A 21,465-nucleotide genomic window follows, 5' to 3' on the forward strand; every position below is an offset into this window, starting at 1 on the left:
CCGCTCGTCCGCAAGCTGGCGAACGAGAAGGGTGTCGACATCTCGACCCTGTCCGGCAGTGGCGTCGGCGGTCGCATCCGCAAGGAGGACGTCCTCGCCGCCGCCGAAGCCGCCGCGACCTCGACGACCTCGGCGCCGGCCTCCTCCGGTCCCGCCCCGATCGAGGTGTCGCCGTTGCGCGGCACGACCGTTCCGATGTCGCGCCTCCGCAAGGTCGTCGCCGAGCGTGCGGTCCAGTCGATGCAGGCCATGGCCCAACTCACCAGCGTGGTCGAGGTCGACGTCACCAAGGTCGCGGCCTTCCGCGACGCCAACAAGGGTGCCTTCCTCGAGAAGACCGGCAACAAGCTGTCCTTCCTGCCGTTCTTCACCCTGGCGGCCGCCGAGGCGCTCAAGGCGCACCCGAAGCTGAACGCCACCGTCGACGGTGACTCGATCGTCTACCCCGACCACGAGCACGTTGCCATGGCGGTCGACACGGAGCGCGGCCTGCTGACGCCGGTCATCAAGAACGCCTCGGACCTCGACCTCGCGGGCATCGCCGGCCAGATCGCCGACCTCGCGCAGCGCACGCGTGACAACAAGCTAAAGCCCGACGAGCTGGCCGGTGGCACCTTCACCGTCACCAACACGGGATCGCGCGGCGCCCTGTTCGACACCCCCGTGGTCTTCCTTCCACAGGTGGCCATCCTCGGCACCGGCATCGTCGTCAAGCGCCCCGTGGTCATCAAGGCAGACGGTTCGGAGTCCATCGCCATCCGGTCGATGGTCTACCTGGCCCTGTCGTACGACCACCGCATCGTCGACGGCGCCGACGCGGCGCGCTTCCTGGTCGCCGTCAAGGAGCGCCTCGAGGGCGGGGACTTCACGTCCAAGCTCGGCATCTGACGCCCCTCGCGTGAGGCCCGACCGGCCTCACCGATCGACGATCACGTCGCGAAGCCGCCAACCGGCCTCGGTCCTCATCATGAGGACCGAGGCCGTTTCGCCGTGCGGTCCCGTCGCCTCGAAGAACACCGTCCCCCCGGTTCGTGACATTCGTCCCGTGAGCTCGAGAGGGACCGTCGCCGCCGCGGCGAGCGAGGGGTCGTCGAGCACGTCGGCGTCCCGGAGAGCGATCGGCGAACCGGGTTGATCGACGGCGTCGAGACAACTCGGCGTGACGTCGCGCAGGCACGTCAGCCGTGCCTGCAGGAGCACCTCGGCGGCCGCACCGGCATCGTCACCCCCCACCAGGGCTTCGACCTCGCCGGGCGTCACCGCCCCGCCCGTCCGAGCGGGTGCAGGCGTGCGGGTGTCCGCGGAGTCGCCGGACGGGCTCACCGGCGCCGACGACTCGGACCGGGGCGCGACCGGACCCACCCCGTCGGACGGTCCGTCCTGACGTGGAACGTCATCACGTCCCGAGGCGGCCGGTCCGAGGACGAGAGCCACCCCGGCGACGACGACGCCCGCGGCCGCGAGCAGTCGGTATCGCCGACGGACGGCTCGCAGGGCGTCGACCAGCCGCCGTGGGCGGAGGTCGGCCACGCCCGCGATCACCCGGTCGATCGCCTCCGACTCGGGCAGGAGGGCGAGCCAGCCCGGCATGACCCGTTCGTCCGCTGCGACCGACTCGACGCGTTCGCCCTGGGGGACCTCGTCGCCCTCGACCACGGCGTCGACACTCGAGAGCGGGACAGCCTCGCCGAGGTCGAAGACCGATTCGACGAGGGACTCGAAGCTCGTCGAGTCCAGGACCGGCGGCGAGGATCGCGAGGCCGGTCGCACCGCCCGCTCGACCAGGGCCCGGGCGAACTCCGCCGCCACGGGCAGCGAGGTGCGCTCGGCGTCCGGCCCCGCATCCGACCCCGCGTCCACAGGATGGACGCCGACCAGGACGGGTGCCCCGCGGGCGTCGATCTCGACGTCGTCGACGTCCAGCGCATGCACGGCCGTGCCCCGACGGGCCAGATGCTGGATGGCGCCGAGCACGGGGACGACGAGGGTGATGACCTCCCCGGTCTCGGGTCGACCGCGGGCGGCCAGCCACGAGGCGAGTGGGTCGCCCCCGACGTCCGAGAAGACGAGCACGACCTCGCCGGACGGGTCCGTCACCACGTCGACGAGGGTGGCGACGTGGGCGTGGTCCGCCCGGGAGAAGGCGACCGCCTCGGCGACGGGAGAGCGTCCGGTCGGACGCGACCCGCGCCTCCTGAGCACGACGCGTGAGCCGTCGGGTGCCTCGGCGAGGATGCGCTCCACCCCGCCGTCGAGGCGCCGGGAGAGCACGCGGTAGGGGCCGATCGACTCGTTCGTCATGAGGCGATGGTGTCGTCCGGTGGTCGTCGGCGCCCTCGCGCCGGGGAGCCCTGTCGACCGGCGACGGACCGGAGTCCCTGGGGAGGATTCGTCGGGACCGCCGACCCCGTATCCTGGTGCACATGGCTCGACGCACGTCTCCCGAGAACACGTCCCCGAAACCGCCGAAGGAACCCGGCCGTTTCAAGCAGATGTGGCAGGTCTTCCAGATGACCCGCCGCGTCGACAAGACGGCGCTGCCGATGATGCTGCTGGCGTTCTTCGTGCCCGTGCTGCTCGGCGTGGCCGCGGCGCTGCTGCTCACGGGTGGCAACGTGCTCGCGCTGGTGCTCTACATCGTCGTCGGCGTCATGCTCGGGTTCCTGCTGCTGCTGATCGTGCTGGGTCGGAAGGCCGAGCGCGCGGCCTACTCGCAGATCGAGGGGCAGCCGGGTGCCGTCGGTGCCGTCATGAAGAGCGGCCTGCGTCGTGCGTGGCGCGCCGCCGAGATGCCCGTCGCCGTCCAGGGGCGCAGTCAGGCCGCGGTGTACCGCGCGGTCGGCCGGCCGGGCGTGGTGCTCATCGCCGAGGGCGGCGCCGGCCAGACCCGCCGACTCGTCGACGAAGAGCGTCGCAAGGTCACGCGCATCCTGCCGAACGTGCCGGTCCACGTGCTGAACGTCGGCCCCGATGCGGACTCCGTGCCCCTCCACAAGCTCGCCGGACGCATGAACAAGCTCAAGTCGTCCATCAACCGCAACGAGGTGCTGGCCGTCAGCAACCGCCTCCAGTCCCTCGGCCAGAACGGCCTGCCCATCCCCAAGGGTGTCGACCCCTTCAAGGTGCGGTCGGGCCGTCCGCGCTGACCCGGCGACCCCCGCCTCGACGAGACGTGACGACGGCGCCCCTCCGACCAGGAGGGGCGCCGTCGTGCCTGCGGGACGGGTGCCTCAGACGCGGACGAGCAGCGTCCCGGCGACGCGATCGTGCAGCCCTCGCTGGTCGAGGTCCCAGACGACGGCCGGGATGACGAGCACGAGCAGCACCGACCGCAGGACCGGCCGGCCGACACCGATGCGACCGCCCGCCATCGTCACGAGGCGCATGCCCAGGGCGAGGTGCCCCAGGGTGCCGCCGAAGAGCACCAGGAACAGGATCTGCATCAGCAGGAAGACCCCGGTGATGGCGAGGCCCTCACCGCCGAAGAAGAGTGCGGCGACGGCGTAGGCGATCGCCCAGTCGACGGCCAGCCCCGCCACGCGCCGTCCGAGTCGGGCCACGGAGCGCGGCCCCTTCTCGGGCAGCCCGAGACGCTCGCCCGGCCAGCGTTGCGCGCCGTCGTCGGGGCCGCCCACGGAGGCGGGACGGGAAGGAGGCGCGGTGCGATCGGGCATGCATCGAGCCTACCGAGGGGCCGAGCCGTAACATGCCCGAAACATCAGGGACACCGCAGCGAAACGGCCCCTCCGTAGCCTCGACGGAGGCTGCGTCCCGCATCCGATCCGTTCCAAGCCCATTGGAGAGACATCTAGATGTTCACTGATTCTTCCGAGGTGCTGAAGTTCATCAAGGACACCGACGTCAAGTTCCTTGACATCCGCTTCACCGATCTTCCCGGTGTCCAGCAGCACTTCAACATCCCCGCCTCCACGGTCGACGAGGAGTTCTTCTCCGTCGGACAGCTCTTCGACGGGTCCTCCATCCGGGGCTTCGCCTCGATCCACGAGTCGGACATGCAGCTCATCCCCGACGTCACGACCGGGTACGTCGACCCGTTCCGCGCCGAGCGCACGCTCGTCCTCGTCTTCGACATCTTCAACCCGCGCAACGGCGAGCTGTACAGCCGTGACCCGCGTCAGGTCGCCAAGAAGGCCGAGAAGTACCTCGCGTCGACCGGCATCGCCGACACCGCCTTCTTCGCCCCCGAGGCGGAGTTCTACATCTTCGACGACGTCCGCTACGAGGTGAAGCAGAACGCCAGCTTCTACAGCGTCGACTCCGAAGAGGGCGCCTGGAACACCGGCCGCGTCGAAGAGGGCGGGAACCTCGCCAACAAGACGGCGTACAAGGGCGGCTACTTCCCCGTCAGCCCCGTCGACAAGACGGCCGACCTGCGCGACGACATCAGCCTCAAGCTGATCGACTCGGGTCTCGAGCTCGAGCGTGCGCACCACGAGGTGGGCACCGGCGGCCAGCAGGAGATCAACTACAAGTTCGACACGATGGTCCACGCCGCGGACGACATCCTCAAGTTCAAGTACATCGTCAAGAACACCGCCGAGCAGTGGGGCAAGGTCGCGACCTTCATGCCGAAGCCCCTCTTCGGCGACAACGGCTCGGGCATGCACACCCACCAGTCGCTCTGGAACGACGGCAAGCCGCTGTTCTACGACGAGAACGGCTACGGCGGCCTGTCCGACCTCGCCCGCTGGTACATCGGTGGCCTGCTCAAGCACGCTCCCGCCGTCCTCGCCTTCACGAACCCGTCGATCAACTCGTACCACCGTCTGATCCCGGGCTTCGAGGCGCCCGTGAACCTGGTGTACTCGGCCGGCAACCGTTCGGCGGCCATCCGCATCCCGATCACCGGCACGAACCCGAAGGCCAAGCGCATCGAGTTCCGCGTCCCCGACGCCGCCTCGAACCCGTACCTGGCGTTCGCCGCGCAGCTGATGGCCGGCCTCGACGGCATCCAGAACCGCATCGAGCCGCACGAGCCGGTCGACAAGGACCTCTACGAGCTGCCGCCCGAGGAGGCGAAGAACATCCCGCAGGTGCCCGCGTCGCTCGAGGGTGCGCTCGACGCGCTCGAGGCCGACCACGAGTTCCTGACCAAGGGCAACGTGTTCACCGAGGACCTCATCGAGACCTGGATCGCCTACAAGCGCGAGAAGGAGATCCTGCCCATGGCGCAGCGTCCTCACCCCTTCGAGTTCGAGCTGTACTTCGGCGTCTGACGCCGTCGCACCACGAGAGGCCCGCATCCCCCAGGGGGTGCGGGCCTCTCGCGTCGCTGCCCCAGGGGGCCTCGGGGTGACGACCCGCGCCTCCTCTGGGTCACCCCGGACCAGGAGGCGCGGGGGCGCACGCAGGACGGGCCGCCTCCCGAGGGAGGCGGCCCGTCAGCCCGTGCCCGACGATCCGGTCAGGCGGGTACGGCGGTCGGCGTCAGCACGCGACGCTGGGCCGGCGTGCGACGGCCGCCCAGCGGACGGACCTCCCAGCCGGCGGCCGACCAGACCTCGGCGTCGAGCACGTTGCGCGCGTCGATCACCACGGGGTTGGCGGCGAGCTCGGCGAGCCCGGCCGCGTCCGCCCCGACGAACTCGGGCCACTCGGTGAGGAGCAGCACCGCGTCGGCGTCCGTCACGGCCTCGGCGGCCGAGTCGGCGAACGACAGCGTCGGGAAGCTCCGCTGGGCCGTCTGGGTGGCCTCGGGGTCGACGACGAGCACCTGGGCGCCCCGGAGGTGCAGGGCCGCTGCGACGTTGAGGGCCGGCGAGTCGCGCACGTCGTCGGTGTGCGGCTTGAAGGCCGCCCCGAGCACGGCGATGCGTCGGTTGAGGACCGAGCCGCCGCAGGCGTCGATCGCCTGGTCGATGACCCGCTGGCGCTGGGCCATGTTGATCTCGTCGACCTGTTGCATGAGGCCGACGACGCGGTGGGCGGACAACTCGTTGGCCCGGAACATCAGGGCACGGATGTCCTTCGGCAGGCACCCGCCGCCGAAGCCGAGCCCCGCGTTCAGGAACTTGCGTCCGATGCGGTCGTCGAAGCCCAGGGCGTCGGCGAGGGTCGAGACGTTGGCACCGGCCGCCTCGCACAACTCGCTGATGGCGTTGATGAACGAGATCTTCGTCGCGAGGAACGCGTTGGCGCTGACCTTGACGAGCTCGGCGGTCGGCAGGTCGCACGAGATGACGGGCGTGCCCGTCGCGATCGGCAGGGCGTAGACCTGACGCATCAGGGCCTCGGTGCGGACGTCGGTGCCGCCGAAGACGATGCGGTCGGGACGCAGCGTGTCCTCGACGGCATGGCCCTCGCGGAGGAACTCGGGGTTCCAGACGAGGTCGGCCGAGACACCGGCGGGGACGACGCCCGCCACGATCTCGCGCAGGTGTGCCGCCGTACCGACCGGGACGGTCGACTTGCCGACGATGAGGCCGTCGTGGCTGAGGGCGGCGGCGACGTTGCGGGTCGCCTCCTCGACGTACGAGAGGTTCGCGGCGTGACTCCCCCGGCGCTGCGGCGTGCCGACGCAGATGAAGTGCACGTCCGACAGGGCTACGGCCTCGGCGAGGTCGGTGGTGAAGGAGAGTCGACCGGAACCCACGTGCTCGAGGATGAGTTCGGGCAGGCCGGGCTCGAAGAACGGCACGCGCCCCTCGGCCAGGGCGGCGACCTTGGCGGGGTCGGTGTCGACCCCGATGACGTCGAAGCCCATCTCGGCCATGGCCGCCGCGTGCGTGGCGCCGAGGTAGCCGGTGCCGATGACGCTGATTCGGGGCTTCACCGAGGTGGCGTCGGCCCCCGTCGCGGCGACGGCGGACTCGGGGGTGGTGGCGTCTTTCTTCATGATGCGCTCCTGGGGATGGGGAAGAGGCGGGAGAAGGGGAAGGTGGTGGCTGTCGTCACGGCGACGGCTGCAGGTCGTAACCGACGTCGCGTCGGGTGATCCCCGCGGTGAAGGCGGCGAGGCTGTCGGACCGGGACGTGAGGCGCCAGTCGTTGGTCGACCGCACCCCGTCCACGACCGTGGTGGCGACGAGGTCGAAGTACGAGAAGCCGATGATGTCCGCGTTCGCCGGATCGGCCAGCGCGGCGAACAGCGAGTTGAACCACTGCGCCTTCTCGCTCGTGGCCGTCGGATCCGACGAGCCACCCGTCTCGCTGGCGCCGATCTCGGCGAGCAGGATGTTCTTGCCCGGTGCGATCGCCCGGAGCTGCTTCAGGGTGGCCCCGAAGGTGCTGTCGAAGGTCGGCTTGGACTTGTCGTCGTACGGCGGGCGGTAGTAGCCCGACATGCCCACGATGTCGACGTACTCGGGGCCCGGGTAGAGGGTCGCCAGGAAGGCCTCCGTGGTGTGGTTGCTCCCGCCCGTCTTGCCCGTGGCCAGACGGTCGACCCGCGTGGGCGCCCAGATCCAGGCGACCAGGTCGTTCGCACCCTGCCGCTCGAAGAGGTCGTGGACGTGCTGCCAGGCCTTCACGTAGTCCCCGGGACCGTTGCCGTTGACGGCGCCCTTGCTGTTGCCGTAGTCGGTGCTCCAGGGGTACCAGGTGCCGTTCATCTCGTGGTCGAACCGCAGGGCCAGCGGCATGCCGTTGGCCACGATGTCGTCGGCGTAGGTGGTCAGGTACGAGTCGAAGCTGCCGTCGATGATCTTCGTCAGGCTGTAGTCGGGCTGTTCGGGCTCGTTGTTGCCGGCCTTGATCGGCTGCGACTCCCACGTCAGGACGGGCAGCTTGCCCCGCGACCAGGACGAGCGGACGGCGTCGGCACGGAACTCCTGGTCGAAACCCTGGAAGTAGCCGACCATGTTGGCCTCGGAACCGACCGCCGCCTCCTGCGCGTCGTAGGTCGCCCAGTTGAACGGCGCCTGGTCCGTGAAGAGCCCGAAGTACCGCGAGTCGGGGTCGATGATCGAGGCGAGGGACGGCGTCTCGACCGTGACGGGGCCCGTGGCGCCGCCTCCGGTCGATCCGTTCGATCCCGTGCCGCCCGACCCGGAGCCGGTCGACGCGCCGGTCCCCCGACCACCGGCGGTGCCTGCGGCGCCCGACCCGGTGCCCGCGCCCCCCGACTCCGCGGCGGACTGTGCCTGGGCGAGCGCCGACTCGGCGGAGGCGAGCTTCGCCTGCGCCGCGGTCAGCTGCCCCTCCGACGTCCAGGCCTGCTGCTGCACGTCGGCCAGGGCGGCCTTGCTCTCGGCGAGCTGCTTCTTCGCGGAGACCAGCTGGTCGAGCAAGGCGGACCGGTCCGCCTTGAGCGACGAGACGTTGATCGACGGGTCGACGCCCGTGACCTCGGTGACGGCACTGCGGACGATGTTGTCGGACGGCGAGACCCAGATGAGCCACGAGATCATCGCGAGCAACACCACCACGGCGGTGGCGCCGAGCGCCGTGCGTCGGGCGTTGCCGTGCGATGTGGCCCACCAGGCGCCGGAATGCATGTGGACGGGAGTGACGAAGTCCTGTGTCGAGTCAGACAATGAAGAAGACCTCCAGGGCGATGATGGCGGCGCCGATCAGGTACGGGAACCCGGCTTTGGGGTTGAGGCGACGACGAGGAGGCGCGGTGGCGGTGGCCACGGCGGCCACCGGTGCCGGCGTGGTCGCGCCGTCGGCCTCGGCGGCCAGGGCCGCCTTGCGGCTCCGGACGAGGACCGCACCCTGTTCGTCCGTCTCGTCGGCCGTCGAGCCGAAGTCGAAGAGCGTGTCGACCCCGGGGTCGACGCCGTCGCGGAACTGCCGTTCGAGGGCGTCGATGGGGGCCTCCTCGGCCACCTCGTCGAGCGCACCCTGCATCTCGTCGTTCGCCGCGCCTCCTGCGTAGGCCCCGGCCCGGGTGCCCCAACCGCTGGCGTGACCCATGCGGAAGAAGCCGATGACCCGGATGGGCATGAGGAAGAACGTCGACACGATGATGAACACCGGGAGGCGGAAGAAGTCCGAGGGCTTCTCGGCCAGGTGGCGCATCTGACGGATCGACATGCTGAGCACGGACGAGACCACCATGAGGACGACGATGCTGATGAGACCGGTCTGCACGCCGTACTCCTCGAGGATGCCGCGGTACAGGTTCACGCCCTGGCCGGTGATCCCCCGGTAGATCCAGCCGCCGATGACGCCCATGAGCATGAAGGGCAGCACGATGTCCATGGCGAAGAAGAACGCGAGGAGCGGGGCGTGCCCGACCATCCACGGCATCATGCGGAGGGTGTTGTACTGGCTCCCGCGAGCCCAGCGCAGCTGCTGCTTGTAGAGCTTCTTGACCTGGAGCGGGGCGTCCGTGTAGACGAGGCTGGTGTGCTGGTAGACGGTGCGGTAGCCCTCCTTGAGCGTGAGGTTCGTCAGGGTGCGGTCGTCACTGACCTCGAGGAACACGCCCATGAACTTCTCCGTCATGAACTTGTCCATGACCCGGACGAGGATCTCGCGGCGGAAGGCGATGGTGCGGCCCGGCAGGCAGCCGATCTGCCCCAGCACGCTCTGCGCCGGCATCGAGTAGAGGGCACGGGAGTTCTCGAGCCAGTCGGCCCACCGCGTGATCCAGCTGCGCTCGGGCTCGAGGATGCGCTGGCGGGTGGTGACTCCCCCGACGTTCTCCTGGGCGAACGGACGGAGCAGCTCGGAGAGGGTGCCCGGCGTCCAGACCGTGTCGGAGTCGACCAGGACGGTGATGTCGCCCCGGCTGAGCTCGGTGCCGATCATGACGGCGTTGCGCTTGCCCGGGATCGGCGTGTGCACCCACCGGACGAGCGGCCCGAACTCCTCGCAGACGGCGGCGAGCTCGGGGTTGGGCTTGCCGTTGATGACGACGATGATCTCGCCGGGACCCTGTTCGACCATGCGGCCGATGACGTCCCGGAAGAGGTCGAGCGGTTCGTCCACGACGGGGACGACGACGCTGGTCGTGCCGCGGAACTCGCCCGTGAAGGGGCGATAGCGGCGGGAGAGCAGGACCTTGATGATCCAGAGCACCCAGATGAGGGCGCTGTAGGCGGCGAAGAGGTAGATCTCGGGGTATCCGCCCGCCATGGATCGGATCTGCAGGATGAAGGTCAACACGATGGCCACCTGAGGTGTGAGAAGGGATCGGCTTCCGCAACGCTGGGGAATTGGTCTATCGGGTTGAGGGAATTCTCAGTCACTCACGGGCGGCTCACAACCACCCCCCGACCGCGGGTGGCACGACGAGCCGGTCGGGGTACGTCGGGTCGGGCAAGGTGCTGTCGACAGAAGTGCTGACACGTCGGTGAGGGCTCGACGTCCGAACGGAACCGTTCGATCGGTTCGCAGGTGGGACGGGGAGTCGCGATCCGATGCCGGATGAAAGTCCTGGTCACGAGCCCGGAATCAGCGCCCGGCACGGACTTTGCCCAATGGGCAGCGATGGGCCTCGACGCCGCCGTCGACGACCACCCCCCACCCGTGGGTCATCTGCCCGAAATGCGATGGACACGTACACAGGGGTACAACACCGCCAAACGGGGTACAGCGAAATGGCCCGACGTCGACCCGAGCGGATCGACCGCCTCCGGCACAGCCCGGGCGTGTCACACGTCCCGGACGGGTCAGCCGAGCGGCTCGGGTGCCTCGTCGATGCCGTAGAACTCACGCTCGAAGACGGCGCGTGACCGACGGGTGGCCGCGAGGTAGTCCTCTTCGAGGGTCGTGGCGGAGCCCGGCGGGTACTCCATCAGGCGCGCCACGCCTTCGAGCTGCCGACGGTCCCGTGGCAGGACGTCCTGTGTCCGGGAGGTCCAGAGGGTGACCGCCGAGCGCGCCCGGGAGGCCATGATCCAGGCGTCGTGCAGCCGCCGGGCGTCCTCGTCGGCCACCAGGCCGGCGTCCACCGCCGCGGCGAGGGCGTCGAGCGTCGACGGGGTCCGGAGGCCGGGAACGTCCACCCCGTGCTGCAGCTGGAGCAGTTGGACGAACCACTCGACGTCGCTCAGCGAGCCCCGACCGAGCTTGAGGTGACGCGAGGGCTCGGCGCCCTTGGGCAGACGCTCGGACTCGACCCTGGCCTTGATGCGCTTGACCTCGCGGACCTGCTGCTCGGTCAGCTCGGAGGGGTACCGCACCGAGTCGGCGACGGCCATGAAGTCGTCGAGGAGCGTCTCGTCACCGGCCACCGGCCGGGCGCGCAACAACGACTGGGCCTCCCAGGTGAGCGACCAGCGAGCGTAGTAGGCCCGGTACGAGGACAGCGATCGGACCACCGGCCCGTTCTTCCCCTCGGGGCGCAGGCCCGTGTCGAGGTCGAACGGCACGAGGGCGTCGGACGTGAGTCGGCTCATCTCGGCGGCCACCGTGAGGGCACGCCGATGGGCCGTCTCGTCGCCCTCGGGAGCGCGGTAGACGTAGAGCACGTCGGCGTCGGAGCCGAACCCGAGTTCTTCTCCCCCGTACCGGCCCATGGCGATCACGGCGAACTCGAGGTCGCCGGCGTCCCGGCGGGCGAGGGCCAACGCCCCGGTCACCGAGGCCGTCGTCACCGCGGTCAGGCCCCGGGCCAGGGTGTCGATGTCGAGGATGCCCAGGATGCCGCCCACGGCGAGCCGCAGGATCTCGCGGCGCCGCGCCTGCCGCAGGACCGTCGCCGCCGCGTCGGGCGACCGGTGCCGCGCCAGGGTGGCGGCCGTCTCGTCGAGGAGGCTCGAGAGGGAGCGGGCCTTGAGCTCCGCGTCGTTCTCGAGCCACGCCGCGGCCTCGGGGATGCGCTCCAGCAGGTCGGCGGCGAAGGTCGACGACGACAGGACGGTCGTCAGTCGGTGGGCGGCTCCCGACGAGTCCCGCAGCATGCGGAGGAACCAGTACGACTCGCCGAGGCCGTCGCTCAGGCGCCGGAACGCGAGCAGACCGAGGTCGGGGTCGGTGCCGTCGGCGAACCACTGCAGCATGGCCGGCAGCAGGTGGCGCTGGATGCTCGCCCGGCGGGAGACGCCGGCCGTCAGGGCGGCGATGTGACCGAGCGCGCCCTTCGGGTCGGCGAATCCGATGGCCGCGAGCCGTGCCGACGCCTGGTCGGAGCTGAGTGCGAGGTCTTCTTCGGGTCGGGCCGCGACGGCCGACAGGAGCGGGCGGTAGAACAGCCGCACGTGCAACGTGCGGACCCGACGCTTCACCCCTTGCCACAGGTCGACGAGTTGGGTGGCGCCCGGCGCGAGACCGGTGCCGCGGGCGAGGACCCGGAGGGCGTTCTCGTCCGTCGGCATGAGGTGCGTGCGCCGGAGTCGCGTCAACTGGATGCGGTGCTCGAGCAGGCGGAGCACGCGGTAGTCGCGGTCGAACTCCGCGGCCTCGGCTCGTCCGACGTAGCCCCGCGCGGCCAGGGCGCCCAACGCGTCGAGCGTCGAGCGCTGGTGCACGCGGTCGTCGGCCTGCCCGTGGACCAGCTGCAGCAGCTGGATGGTGAACTCGATGTCGCGCAGTCCGCCGGGACCGAGTTTGAGCTGCTGGTCGACCTCGCCCGCGGGGATCAGGGCCGTGACCCGTTCGCGCATGGCCTGGACCGACTCGACGAAGTTCTCGCGCGAGGCGGCCGACCAGACGAACGGCGCGACGGCCGCGACGTAGCGCTCGCCGAGGTCGACGTCGCCCGCGAGGGGCCGCGCCTTCAACAGGGCCTGGAACTCCCACCCCTTGGCCCAGCGCTCGTAGTACGCGACGTGCGACTCGAGCGTGCGGACGAGGGCGCCGTCCTTGCCCTCCGGCCGCAGGTTCGCGTCGACCTCCCAGAGGTCGGGTTCGACGGCGAGGTCCGAGATCGCCCGAGCCGCGTGCATCGCGAGACGGCTGCCGATCTCGACGGCCCGACCGTTCTCGAGCCCGTCGACCCCCTCGGCGACGTAGACCACGTCGACGTCGCTGAGGTAGTTCAGCTCGCGGGCCCCGGCCTTGCCCATGCCGATGACGGCGAGCCGGGTGCGCTCGACGTCGGCGGCGGGGAACGGGACCTCGCGTCGGGCCACGTCGACGGCGGCGTCGAGGGCGGCGCCCGCGAGGTCGGCGAGGGCGGCGGCCACGCGGGGAAGGACCTCGACGGGGTCGTCGGCCTCGAGGTCGAAGGACGCCAGCTGGAGCAGGTGACGCCGGTACCGGACCCGGAGCGCGACGCGCGCCTCGTCGCCGGTCAGCCCGGTCGCCGCCCGACGGACGTCGTCACGGTACGTCGCGGCCGGCGGTGGTTCGTCCAGCGGTTCGAGCAGGACGCTCGCCTCGGCCGGGCGACGCGCGACGAACTCGGCGAGGCCCTCGGAGGCACCGAGGACCCTCAGGAGGCGCGGGCCGGCCTCGCCGTCGAGCAACTCGACCACGCCGGCACGATCCCGCTCGACCGATCGCTCGAGGTGCGCCAGGGCCGCGTCCGGGTCGGCCACCGTGGCGAACCACGGGACGAGGTCGCGCACCTGGGGCACCTCGGCGACGAGGCGGTCGAGCCGGTCACGCCCGGCACCGAGGTCGGAGAACCCGAGCCGCGCCAGCTCGGAGAGACCTGTCGCGGATCGGGGCATGAGGGCGGGGTGGCCGGTCGACTAGAGGATCTCGAGGTTCGAGCGCAGCTCGAACGGCGTGACCTGTGCCCGGTACTCTTTCCACTCTTGTCGCTTGTTGAGGAGCACGTAGTTGAAGACCTGCTCGCCCAGCGTCTCGGCGACGAGTTCGCTGTTCTCCATGATCGACAGGGCGTGGTCGAGGCTGGCGGGCAGCTGACGGTAACCCAGGGCACGACGCTCGGCGTCGCTCAGGCCCCAGACGTTGTCCTCGGCCTCGGCGGGCAGCTCGTAGCCCTCTTCGATGCCCTTGAGCCCCGCCGCCAGCATCAGCGAGAAGGCCAGGTACGGGTTCGCCGCGGAGTCGATGGCACGGTACTCGACCCTGCTCGAGTTGCCCTTGTTCGGCTTGTAGAGCGGGACGCGCACGAGCGCCGAGCGGTTGTTGTGGCCCCAGGTCACGAAGCTCGGCGCCTCGTCGCCGCCCCAGAGGCGCTTGTAGCTGTTGACGAACTGGTTCGTCACGGCCGTGATCTCGGGGGCGTGCTTGAGCAGGCCCGCGATGAACTGACGACCGATGGTCGACAGCTGGTACTCGGCGCCGGCCTCGTAGAAGGCGTTGGAGTCGCCCTCGAAGAGCGACATGTGCGTGTGCATGCCCGAACCGGGGTGCTGGCTGAACGGCTTCGGCATGAACGAGGCGAAGACGCCTTGCTCGATGGCGACCTCTTTGATGACCGTCCGGAAGGTCATGATGTTGTCGGCCGTCGTCAGCGCGTCGGCGTAGCGCAGGTCGATCTCGTTCTGACCGGGCCCCGCCTCGTGGTGGCTGAACTCGACCGAGATGCCGAGGTCTTCGAGCATGCGGACGGAGCGGCGACGGAAGTCGTGGGCGGTCCCGCCGGGGACGTTGTCGAAGTAGCCGGCCGAGTCGACCGGCTGGGGGCCGTCGGCGCCGAGCTGGGCGCTCTTGAGGAGGTAGAACTCGACCTCGGGGTGCGTGTAGAAGGTGAAGCCGCGCTCGCCGGCCCGGGCCAGGGTGCGCTTCAGGACGTTGCGCGGATCCGCCACGGCGGGCTGGCCGTCGGGCGTCGTGATGTCGCAGAACATGCGGGCGGTCGGATCGATCTCGCCCCGCCAGGGCAGGATCTGGAAGGTCGTCGGGTCGGGCTGCGCGAGGACGTCGGCCTCGTACGAGCGCGTCAGGCCCTCGATGGCCGAACCGTCGAAGCCGATGCCCTCGGCGAACGCCCCCTCGACCTCGGCCGGGGCGATGGCGACGGACTTGAGGGTGCCGATCACGTCGGTGAACCAGAGGCGGATGAACTTGATGCCGCGCTCTTCGATGGTGCGGAGGACGAAGTCCCTCTGTTTGTCCATGCCACGGCCTTTCTGCTCCGCCACTACGGTAGTGGACATGCCCCGACTCCGCTTGGCGCTCGCGCAGACCAACCCCGTCGTCGGCGACCTCGCCGGCAACTCCGCCCAGATCGTCGAGGCGGCCCGTCGGGCCCACGCCGCCGGCGCCGACCTCCTCGCCGCGGGCGAGATGAGCGTCACGGGGTACCCGATCGAGGACCTGGCCAGCCGGCCGAGCTTCCTCCAGGCCAGTCGGCACGCCGTCGAGGTGCTGGCCGAGACCCTCGAGGCCGAGGGCCTGGGCGACCTCCCCGTGGTGGTCGGCCACGCCGACGGACCGTTCGAGCCGCGCCTCCTGGGCACGAGCAACGCCCCGACCGCCATCGCGAAGAACTGCGCCAGCGTGCTGCAGGGCGGTCGCGTCGTGACGACCACCGCCAAGTACCACCTGCCCAACTACTCGGTCTTCGACGAGTACCGCGTGTTCATCCCCGGCGACGAGTTGCTCGTCGTCCGCGTGGCGGGCGTCGACGTCGCCCTCGTGATCTGCGAGGACCTCTGGCGCGACGGCGGCCCCGTCGAGCGCGTGCTGCACGCCGACGCGGGCCTGCTCGTCGTGATCAACGCGAGCCCGTTCGTCCGTGACAAGGACGAGGTGCGCCTCCCCCTCGTCACCCGCCGGGCCGTCGAGAACGACACCCTGGTGGCCTACGTCAACATCGTCGGCGGTCAGGACGACCTCGTCTTCGACGGCGACAGCGTGGTCGTCGACGGCAGCGGCACGATCCTGGCCCGGGCCCCGCAGTTCGACGAGCACCTGCTCGTCGTCGACCTCGACCCCGAGCCGGCCACGGACACCGAGCTGCCCGAGGGCATCCGCCGCGTCGAGCTCGACCCGGCGTCCGACGCGACCGTCGTCGGTGCCGGTGGCTCCGGGCCGGACGCCGGGCGCGCCTCCTCGTCCCCGGTCGAGCGCGACGTCGCCGACCTGCCCGACGACCGCCAGCAGCTCTGGAACGCCCTGGTGCTGGGCACTCGCGACTACGTGCGGAAGAACGGGTTCCGCAGCGTGATCCTCGGGCTCTCGGGCGGCATCGACTCGGCCGTGTGCGCGGCGATCGCCGCCGACGCCATCGGGGCCGACGCCGTGTACGGCGTCTCGATGCCCAGCCAGTGGTCGAGCGAGCACAGCCGCAGCGACGCCGACGACGTCGCCGAGCGGATCGGCGTGCGGTACTCGACCGAACCGATCGCCGGCCTCGTCGCACCGTTCGAGGACCAGTTGCACCTCGCCGGCCTCGCCGCCGAGAACGTCCAGGCCCGCGCCCGGGCGCTCGTGCTGATGGGGTTGTCGAACCTGCACGGCCACCTCGTGCTGACCACGGGCAACAAGACCGAGCTCGCCGTCGGCTACTCGACGATCTACGGCGATTCGGTCGGCGGGTTCGCCCCGATCAAGGACGTCCCCAAGACGATGGTCTGGGAGCTCGCCCGGTGGCGCAACGCCCACGCCGAGTCGATCGGCGAGACCGCGCCCATCCCCGAGAACTCGATCACGAAGCCGCCGTCGGCCGAGCTGCGGCCGGACCAGAAGGACGAGGACTCGTTGCCGCCCTACGAGGTGCTCGACGGCATCCTCGAGGGGTACATCACGAACGCCCTCGGGGCGGCCGACGTCGTGGCGCTCGGCTACGACGCGGACACGGTGGCCGAGATCACGAAGCTGGTCGACCGCTCCGAGTGGAAGCGCCGCCAGGGGGCGATCGGCCCGAAGATCTCGGGCATGGCCTTCGGCCGGGACCGCCGGCTGCCGATCACCTACCGGCCGACGACGGTCTGACGCCCGATCGGCGCGTCGGCGACCGGTCGTCCCGTCGGCGACGCGCCGACGGGACGACCGGACCGGTCAGTCGTTCGCGGCCTCTTCGGCGTCGAGGGCGGCGTTGCGGGCCTTGATCGTCTCGATCGCCCGGGCCGCCTCGTCGCGGGTGGCGTAGGGCCCGGCGCGGTCGACGGCCGGAGAGACCTTGCCCTCCTCGACCTCGTGCGTCTTCGTGTTGAACCAGAACTCGGCCATGGTGTCGTCCTCTCGGTGCGGCTGTCGAGAACGCGAGCCCGTCGCGCTCCCCCTAAGCTTGATCGTATGCCCCGGGACTCCCACGGATTCTTGACCCCGGGCCGGATCTCAGCGCAGCGTCCGGTCCCCCCGTCGATCGCCCGACCCGAGTACGTCGGCAAGGCCGCTCCGGTCGAGTACACCGACGGCGACGTGTACGACGCCGAGACCGTCGAGCTGATCCGCGAGAGCGGCCGCATCGCCTCGCAGGCCATCGACGCCGTCGAGGCCGCACTCCGCCCCGGCGTGACGACCGAAGAACTCGACCGCATCGCCCACGAGTTCGTCGTCGCCCACGACGCCTACCCGTCGACCCTGGGGTACCGCGGGTACCCCAAGTCGGTCTGCACCTCGGTGAACGAGGTCATCTGCCACGGCATCCCCGACGACACCGTCCTGGTCGACGGCGACCTGATCAACGTCGACATCACGGCGTTCAAGAACGGCGTCCACGGCGACCTGAACCGCACCTTCGTCGTCGGCGAGGCCGCCCCCGAGACCGTCGACCTGGTCGACCGCACCCGTGAGGCGCTGAGGCGCGGCATCAAGGCCGTCGCCCCGGGCCGTCAGGTGAACGTGATCGGTCGGGCGATCGAGTCGTACGCCAAGCGCTTCGGCCTGGGCGTCGTGCGCGACTACACCGGCCATGGCGTCGGACGCGCCTTCCACTCCGGCCTGATCATCCCCCACTACGACGCCCCGCAGTACGACGACGTCATCGAGGTCGGGATGGTGTTCACCATCGAGCCCATGTTGACCCTCGGCGGCATCGAGGCCGACGTCTGGGACGACGACTGGACCGTCACCACCCGCGACAAGAGCCTCACGGCCCAGTTCGAGCACACCCTGGTCGTCACCGAACGCGGTGCCGACATCCTCACGCTCTCCTGAGAAAGGACCACCCATGGCACGCACCGCAGTGGGAATCGACATCGGCGGCACAGGCATCAAGGGGGCGATCGTCGACCTCGACAGCGGCGAGCTCCTCTCGGACCGCATCAAGAAGAGCACTCCCGAGGGCGGTGAACCCGACGCCATCGTCGCGGTCGTCCGGCAGATCGTGGACGAACTCGGCCTCGACGACGCCTCGGTGCCGGTCGGCGTCTGTTTCCCGGCCGCCATCATGGACGGCAAGACCCTCTCGGCCGCCAACGTGTCGAAGAAGTGGATCGGCTTCGAGGCCGAGAAGCTCTTCGAGACCACGCTCGGCCGCGACATCCACTTCGTCAACGACGCCGACGCCGCGGGCTACGCCGAGACCCGTTTCGGGGCCGCGAAGGACGTGAAGGGCCTCGTCGTCATGACGACGCTCGGCACGGGCATCGGCACCGCCCTGATCAACGACGGCGTGCTCATCGTCAACGCCGAGCTCGGGCACCTCGAGATCGGTGGCAAGGACTACGAGACCAAGGCCTCGTTCGCGGCGAAGGAGCGCGACGACCTCAGCTGGAAGCACTGGGCGAAGCGCCTGCAGAAGTACTACTCGCACCTCGAGGCCCTGCTCTACCCGCGCCTGATCATCGTCGGCGGCGGCGTCTCGAAGCACCACGACGAGTTCTTGCCGCTGCTCGACCTGCGGGCCGAGATCGTCCCGGCGAAACTCCGCAACAACGCCGGCATCATGGGTGCCGCCGCCCTGGCCGCCGACTCGAACCCGGCGTTCTGAGGCGAGACGCGACCGACGCGAGACGACCCCGGCCGAGGAGGCGCGCCTCCTGGGCCGGGGTCGTGTCGCGTGAGGCGAATGGGCCGACTGCTACGCCGGGTTCTGTCCCGGTGCCGAGGCACCATGGACGGCCATCTCTCTCGGAACTACGTTGCCGCAGCTCTCTAGCGGTCTACCCGGGGACTCGGCGAGCAGCCTCGTCGTCCCCTCTTTGACCTTGCTCCGGGCGAGGTTTACATAGCCGGCCGGTCACCCGAGCCGCTGGTGGTCTCTTACACCGCCGTTTCACCCTTACCCCGTGTCGCACCCGGAGGTGCGACGCGTGGCGGTCTGCTCTCTGTTGCACTTTCTCGCGGGTTGCCCCGGGTGGGTGTTACCCACCGCCCTGCTCTGTGGAGCCCGGACGTTCCTCGGCGACGGGCTCTCGCCCGCCGACGCGACCGTCTTGTCGACCCATTCGCGACCCCGAGCCTAGCGGTGCGACGCCCCTCCGTGTGCCACGGCTCGTGCGGGTGCCCCGCCCCTGGTCAGAGGCCCGATTCGTAGGTGCGGACGAGGACCGCGTTGCTGTCGGGGCAGAGCACGACGTCGTCCTCGGCGGCGGCACGCACGGCCGCGAGGTCGCTGCCCGTCAGGGCCACGCCACTCGCGCTCGACACGCCACCACGCAACAACGAGGCACCCACGCCGTAGCGGTCCCGCTGACGCTCGTAGAGGGCCAGCAGATCGGCGGGCACCGTGGCGGCGATCGTCTCGCGGTTGGCGACGACCTCGGCCCGGTCGGCCTCGAGCTCGGCGAGCTTCGCGTCGCGCCCGGTCTCGGCGTCGACGCGGCGGGTGTCGAGCTGGTCGAGCTCGCCCCGCGTCACCGCCGCGACGGCACCCAGGCTCTCGACGCGTTCCATCACCTCGAGCTGGAGGTCCTCCAGGTCGGAGCGACGCTTGGCGAGGGCGGCCAGCTCACCCTCGAGGGCGGCCACGTCCTTCGAGGACGACGACGACGCGATGCGCTGTTCGTCACGGACGACGCGCGCCTCGACGACGGCGACGTCGGACTCGATGCGCTTGAGCTCGCTCTGCGCGTCCTCCCAGGCGCCCTGCTCGGTCGCGAGGCGGCTGCGGAGGCGAGAGCCGTCGCCCTCGAGCGACGCGAGGACGGCGATCTCGGGGAGGTTCGCCCCCTTGTGCGCGATCTGGCGGAGTGCGGTGTCGAGTTGCTGCAGGTCGAGCAGCAGGGCCTGGTGCTCGTAGCTGGCTTTCATCAGGGGCATGGGGACTCTTCTCGGGGTCGGGGGGAGGCAGGGACGGGACGACGAGGAGGTGCGGGCCGCGAGGTCTCGCGGCTCACGACCCGGCGACGTCGCGACGGGCGGCTCGGCGTGCTCACTGCACGACGGCGAAGTCCCACGGGTCGGTGCGCAGGTCGCTGAGGGTGACCTCGACGTCGTGCAGCTCGCGGCGGAGCTGCGCGGCCGCCGTGTCGAGCCAGAGCCACTCGGCCGCCCAGTGCGACACGTCGACCAGGGCGGGGCCGCGGCCGAGCCTCATGAGTTCGCGCGCGTCGGAGGCGGGGTGGTGGCGCAGGTCGCTGGTGACGTACACGTCGGCGGCGAGCACCGCCGGGTCGGCCAGCAGCGAGTCGCCGGCACCGGCGCAGAGGGCGACGGTCTCGACGACGCGGTCGGCGTCACCTGCCACACGGATGCCGGACGCGGTCGGGGGCAGCACGTCGCCGAGCTGGCGGGCGAGGGCCACGAGCGTCATGGCGTGCGGCAGGCGCCCGACGATGCCGAGTCCCGTGTCGTCGGTGGCGCCCGGGGTGATCGGGCGCTGGTCGACGAGGCCGAGCTGGTGCGCGAGCACGCGGGACGTGCCGGTCTCGACGACGTCGGCGTTGGTGTGGGCGGCGACGAGGCCGCACCCGGCACGGACGAGACGCGCGACGACGGCACCCTTGGTGGTGTCCTCCGACACCGTCGAGACGCCGTGGAACAGCAGCGGATGGTGGACCAGCAACAGGTCGGCCCCCATGCCGACGGCCTCGTCGACGGTGTCGAGCACGGCGTCGACGGCCAGGTGCACGTGGGTCACGGGCCGGTCGGGGTCACCGACGACGAGACCGGGAGAATCCCACGACGACGCGCCCGCGAGAGGCCAGAGACGTTCGATGACGGAGTTGACCGAGGCGAGGGTGGACACCTCGACAGCCTAGTCGCGAGCCGTCGAGCGGAACCCCGTGATCATGACCGCGACGATGAACGCGACGACCGAGGCGCCGAGCAGGGCGACGACCACCGAGACGGACGTCGACAGGCCGGTGAGGCCCACGGCCCGGACGACGAAACCCTGCCAGGCGAACGAACCGAGGTCGCTCAGGAGCAGACCGAAGCCGACGACGGTGCCGACCACGACGCCGGCGACGACGCCCACCGGACCGCGGCGGGCGACGCGGGTGGCGTCGTCGGGGCGGGTCGAGACCGAGGCGAGCGCGGTCAGGCCGACGAGGCCGGTCGCGACGGGGACGGCGACGGTGGCGAGGACGGCCGAGGCCACGGCGAGGGCGGGGACGAAGGCCAGCACGACGGCCGCGACGACGATCAGCGCGGCCGTGGCGGCGACCACGAGCGCGAGGGGACGACGCAGCAGGGGCGGGACGGGGGCGGAGACGACCGTCTGCCCGTCGGAGGCCGACCGGGTCGGCGCGACCAGCGCCTCCTGGTCGGCTGCCGCCCGGGGGTCCGGGGCGTCGGCGGAGTCGGCGGCGTCGAGCGCGAGGGGACGGGGACCGGTCGACGGGACGACGACGGGAGCCGAGGTCG

The 21,465-nt window shown here is 70.7% G+C and carries 17 protein-coding genes and 1 other RNA gene; 6 read left to right on the forward strand and 12 right to left on the reverse strand.

The genetic code is table 11. From position 1 onward, the window contains the following. On the forward strand, positions 1–888 hold an 888-nt coding region (sucB, locus tag IFT36_RS09405), incomplete at its 5' end, for a 2-oxoglutarate dehydrogenase, E2 component, dihydrolipoamide succinyltransferase (RefSeq protein WP_200412971.1). A 27-nt stretch (positions 889–915) separates the two neighbouring features. On the opposite strand, the gene IFT36_RS09410 is transcribed toward sucB, so the two are convergent. Further along, a complete protein-coding gene (locus IFT36_RS09410; RefSeq protein WP_200412972.1) occupies positions 916–2,301 on the reverse strand; it encodes a hypothetical protein in 1,386 nt (461 codons plus the stop codon). 122 nt (positions 2,302–2,423) lie between these two features. Here IFT36_RS09410 and IFT36_RS09415 point away from each other — a divergent pair, with 122 nt between their 5' ends. Next, positions 2,424–3,146, forward strand: a complete 723-nt coding sequence (locus tag IFT36_RS09415) for a DUF4191 domain-containing protein (protein WP_056045492.1) — start codon at positions 2,424–2,426, stop codon at positions 3,144–3,146. An 84-nt stretch (positions 3,147–3,230) separates the two neighbouring features. Here the strand turns inward: IFT36_RS09415 and IFT36_RS09420 are convergent, their stop codons facing one another. After that, positions 3,231–3,674, reverse strand: coding sequence for an RDD family protein (locus tag IFT36_RS09420; protein ID WP_200412973.1), 444 nt, complete (start codon positions 3,672–3,674; stop codon positions 3,231–3,233). Positions 3,675–3,812: 138 nt separating this feature from the next. Between IFT36_RS09420 and glnA the strand changes: the two genes are divergently transcribed. Beyond that, complete coding sequence (gene glnA, locus IFT36_RS09425; RefSeq protein WP_043592663.1) at positions 3,813–5,237, forward strand: type I glutamate--ammonia ligase; 1,425 nt, start codon at positions 3,813–3,815, stop codon at positions 5,235–5,237. 188 nt (positions 5,238–5,425) lie between these two features. Here glnA and IFT36_RS09430 read toward each other — a convergent pair whose 3' ends face one another. The 5 genes from IFT36_RS09430 to IFT36_RS09450 all read right to left on the reverse strand — a co-directional run bounded on the left by IFT36_RS09430 (position 5,426) and on the right by IFT36_RS09450 (position 14,885). Next, positions 5,426–6,856 carry a UDP-glucose dehydrogenase family protein gene (locus IFT36_RS09430; protein WP_173150906.1) on the reverse strand — a complete coding sequence of 477 codons (1,431 nt, stop codon included), beginning with the start codon at positions 6,854–6,856 and terminating at the stop codon, positions 5,426–5,428. A gap of 55 nt (positions 6,857–6,911) precedes the next feature. Continuing rightward, the gene (locus tag IFT36_RS09435) at positions 6,912–8,495 is read right to left on the reverse strand and encodes a glycoside hydrolase family 26 protein (RefSeq protein WP_173150907.1); all 1,584 of its coding nucleotides are present in this window, start codon (positions 8,493–8,495) and stop codon (positions 6,912–6,914) included. Continuing rightward, positions 8,488–10,074 (reverse strand): glycosyltransferase family 2 protein, encoded by a 1,587-nt coding sequence (locus tag IFT36_RS09440; protein WP_123570783.1) that lies wholly within the window; start codon positions 10,072–10,074, stop codon positions 8,488–8,490. The genes IFT36_RS09435 and IFT36_RS09440 overlap by 8 nt, the downstream gene beginning before the upstream one ends. 506 nt (positions 10,075–10,580) lie before the next feature. Beyond that, positions 10,581–13,526: a bifunctional [glutamine synthetase] adenylyltransferase/[glutamine synthetase]-adenylyl-L-tyrosine phosphorylase gene (locus IFT36_RS09445; RefSeq protein WP_200412974.1), complete on the reverse strand. Its 2,946-nt coding sequence runs from the start codon at positions 13,524–13,526 to the stop codon at positions 10,581–10,583. A 21-nt stretch (positions 13,527–13,547) separates the two neighbouring features. Beyond that, on the reverse strand, positions 13,548–14,885 hold the full coding sequence (locus tag IFT36_RS09450) for a glutamine synthetase family protein (protein WP_043592660.1): 1,338 nt from the start codon (positions 14,883–14,885) through the stop codon (positions 13,548–13,550). 37 nt (positions 14,886–14,922) lie between these two features. Here IFT36_RS09450 and IFT36_RS09455 point away from each other — a divergent pair, with 37 nt between their 5' ends. Continuing rightward, complete coding sequence (locus IFT36_RS09455) at positions 14,923–16,704, forward strand: NAD+ synthase (protein WP_200412975.1); 1,782 nt, start codon at positions 14,923–14,925, stop codon at positions 16,702–16,704. A gap of 66 nt (positions 16,705–16,770) precedes the next feature. On the opposite strand, the gene IFT36_RS09460 is transcribed toward IFT36_RS09455, so the two are convergent. Next, complete coding sequence (locus tag IFT36_RS09460) at positions 16,771–16,941, reverse strand: SPOR domain-containing protein (RefSeq protein WP_123570143.1); 171 nt, start codon at positions 16,939–16,941, stop codon at positions 16,771–16,773. A 66-nt stretch (positions 16,942–17,007) separates the two neighbouring features. Here IFT36_RS09460 and map point away from each other — a divergent pair, with 66 nt between their 5' ends. Together map and ppgK are read left to right on the forward strand one after the other, a co-directional pair. Beyond that, the gene (gene map, locus IFT36_RS09465) at positions 17,008–17,871 is read left to right on the forward strand and encodes a type I methionyl aminopeptidase (RefSeq protein ID WP_200412976.1); all 864 of its coding nucleotides are present in this window, start codon (positions 17,008–17,010) and stop codon (positions 17,869–17,871) included. Positions 17,872–17,884: 13 nt separating this feature from the next. Then, the gene (gene ppgK / locus IFT36_RS09470) at positions 17,885–18,646 is read left to right on the forward strand and encodes a polyphosphate--glucose phosphotransferase (RefSeq protein WP_056045514.1); all 762 of its coding nucleotides are present in this window, start codon (positions 17,885–17,887) and stop codon (positions 18,644–18,646) included. A 75-nt stretch (positions 18,647–18,721) separates the two neighbouring features. On the opposite strand, the gene rnpB is transcribed toward ppgK, so the two are convergent. The 4 genes from rnpB to IFT36_RS09490 all read right to left on the reverse strand — a co-directional run. Then, positions 18,722–19,102, reverse strand: an RNA gene (gene rnpB, locus IFT36_RS09475) — RNase P RNA component class A. Between the two features lie 71 nt (positions 19,103–19,173). Then, entirely contained in the window at positions 19,174–19,917 is a 744-nt protein-coding gene (locus IFT36_RS09480) for a zinc ribbon domain-containing protein (protein WP_233568328.1), read from the reverse strand. Positions 19,918–20,029: 112 nt separating this feature from the next. After that, the gene (locus tag IFT36_RS09485) at positions 20,030–20,845 is read right to left on the reverse strand and encodes a Nif3-like dinuclear metal center hexameric protein (RefSeq protein WP_056045517.1); all 816 of its coding nucleotides are present in this window, start codon (positions 20,843–20,845) and stop codon (positions 20,030–20,032) included. A 9-nt stretch (positions 20,846–20,854) separates the two neighbouring features. Next, a partial coding sequence (locus tag IFT36_RS09490; protein WP_200412977.1) for a hypothetical protein occupies positions 20,855–21,465 on the reverse strand: 611 nt, incomplete at its 5' end.

It is taken from the genome of Frigoribacterium sp. CFBP 13605, from assembly GCF_014839405.1.
GTDB lineage: Bacteria > Actinomycetota > Actinomycetes > Actinomycetales > Microbacteriaceae > Frigoribacterium.

Excerpts from the sequence above, each read along its gene's own strand:
- ppgK (WP_056045514.1), top strand. The coding sequence starts at position 17,885 with ATGGCACGCACCGCAGTGGGAATCGACATCGGCGGCACAGGCATCAAG.
- IFT36_RS09410 (WP_200412972.1), bottom strand. The coding sequence starts at position 2,301 with ATGACGAACGAGTCGATCGGCCCCTACCGCGTGCTCTCCCGGCGCCTC.
- IFT36_RS09430 (WP_173150906.1), bottom strand. The coding sequence starts at position 6,856 with ATGAAGAAAGACGCCACCACCCCCGAGTCCGCCGTCGCCGCGACGGGG.
- IFT36_RS09445 (WP_200412974.1), bottom strand. The coding sequence starts at position 13,526 with ATGCCCCGATCCGCGACAGGTCTCTCCGAGCTGGCGCGGCTCGGGTTC.
- IFT36_RS09480 (WP_233568328.1), bottom strand. The coding sequence starts at position 19,917 with ATGCCCCTGATGAAAGCCAGCTACGAGCACCAGGCCCTGCTGCTCGAC.
- map (WP_200412976.1), top strand. The coding sequence starts at position 17,008 with ATGCCCCGGGACTCCCACGGATTCTTGACCCCGGGCCGGATCTCAGCG.
- IFT36_RS09420 (WP_200412973.1), bottom strand. The coding sequence starts at position 3,674 with ATGCCCGATCGCACCGCGCCTCCTTCCCGTCCCGCCTCCGTGGGCGGC.
- glnA (WP_043592663.1), top strand. The coding sequence starts at position 3,813 with ATGTTCACTGATTCTTCCGAGGTGCTGAAGTTCATCAAGGACACCGAC.
- IFT36_RS09450 (WP_043592660.1), bottom strand. The coding sequence starts at position 14,885 with ATGGACAAACAGAGGGACTTCGTCCTCCGCACCATCGAAGAGCGCGGC.
- IFT36_RS09415 (WP_056045492.1), top strand. The coding sequence starts at position 2,424 with ATGGCTCGACGCACGTCTCCCGAGAACACGTCCCCGAAACCGCCGAAG.
- IFT36_RS09455 (WP_200412975.1), top strand. The coding sequence starts at position 14,923 with ATGCCCCGACTCCGCTTGGCGCTCGCGCAGACCAACCCCGTCGTCGGC.
- IFT36_RS09460 (WP_123570143.1), bottom strand. The coding sequence starts at position 16,941 with ATGGCCGAGTTCTGGTTCAACACGAAGACGCACGAGGTCGAGGAGGGC.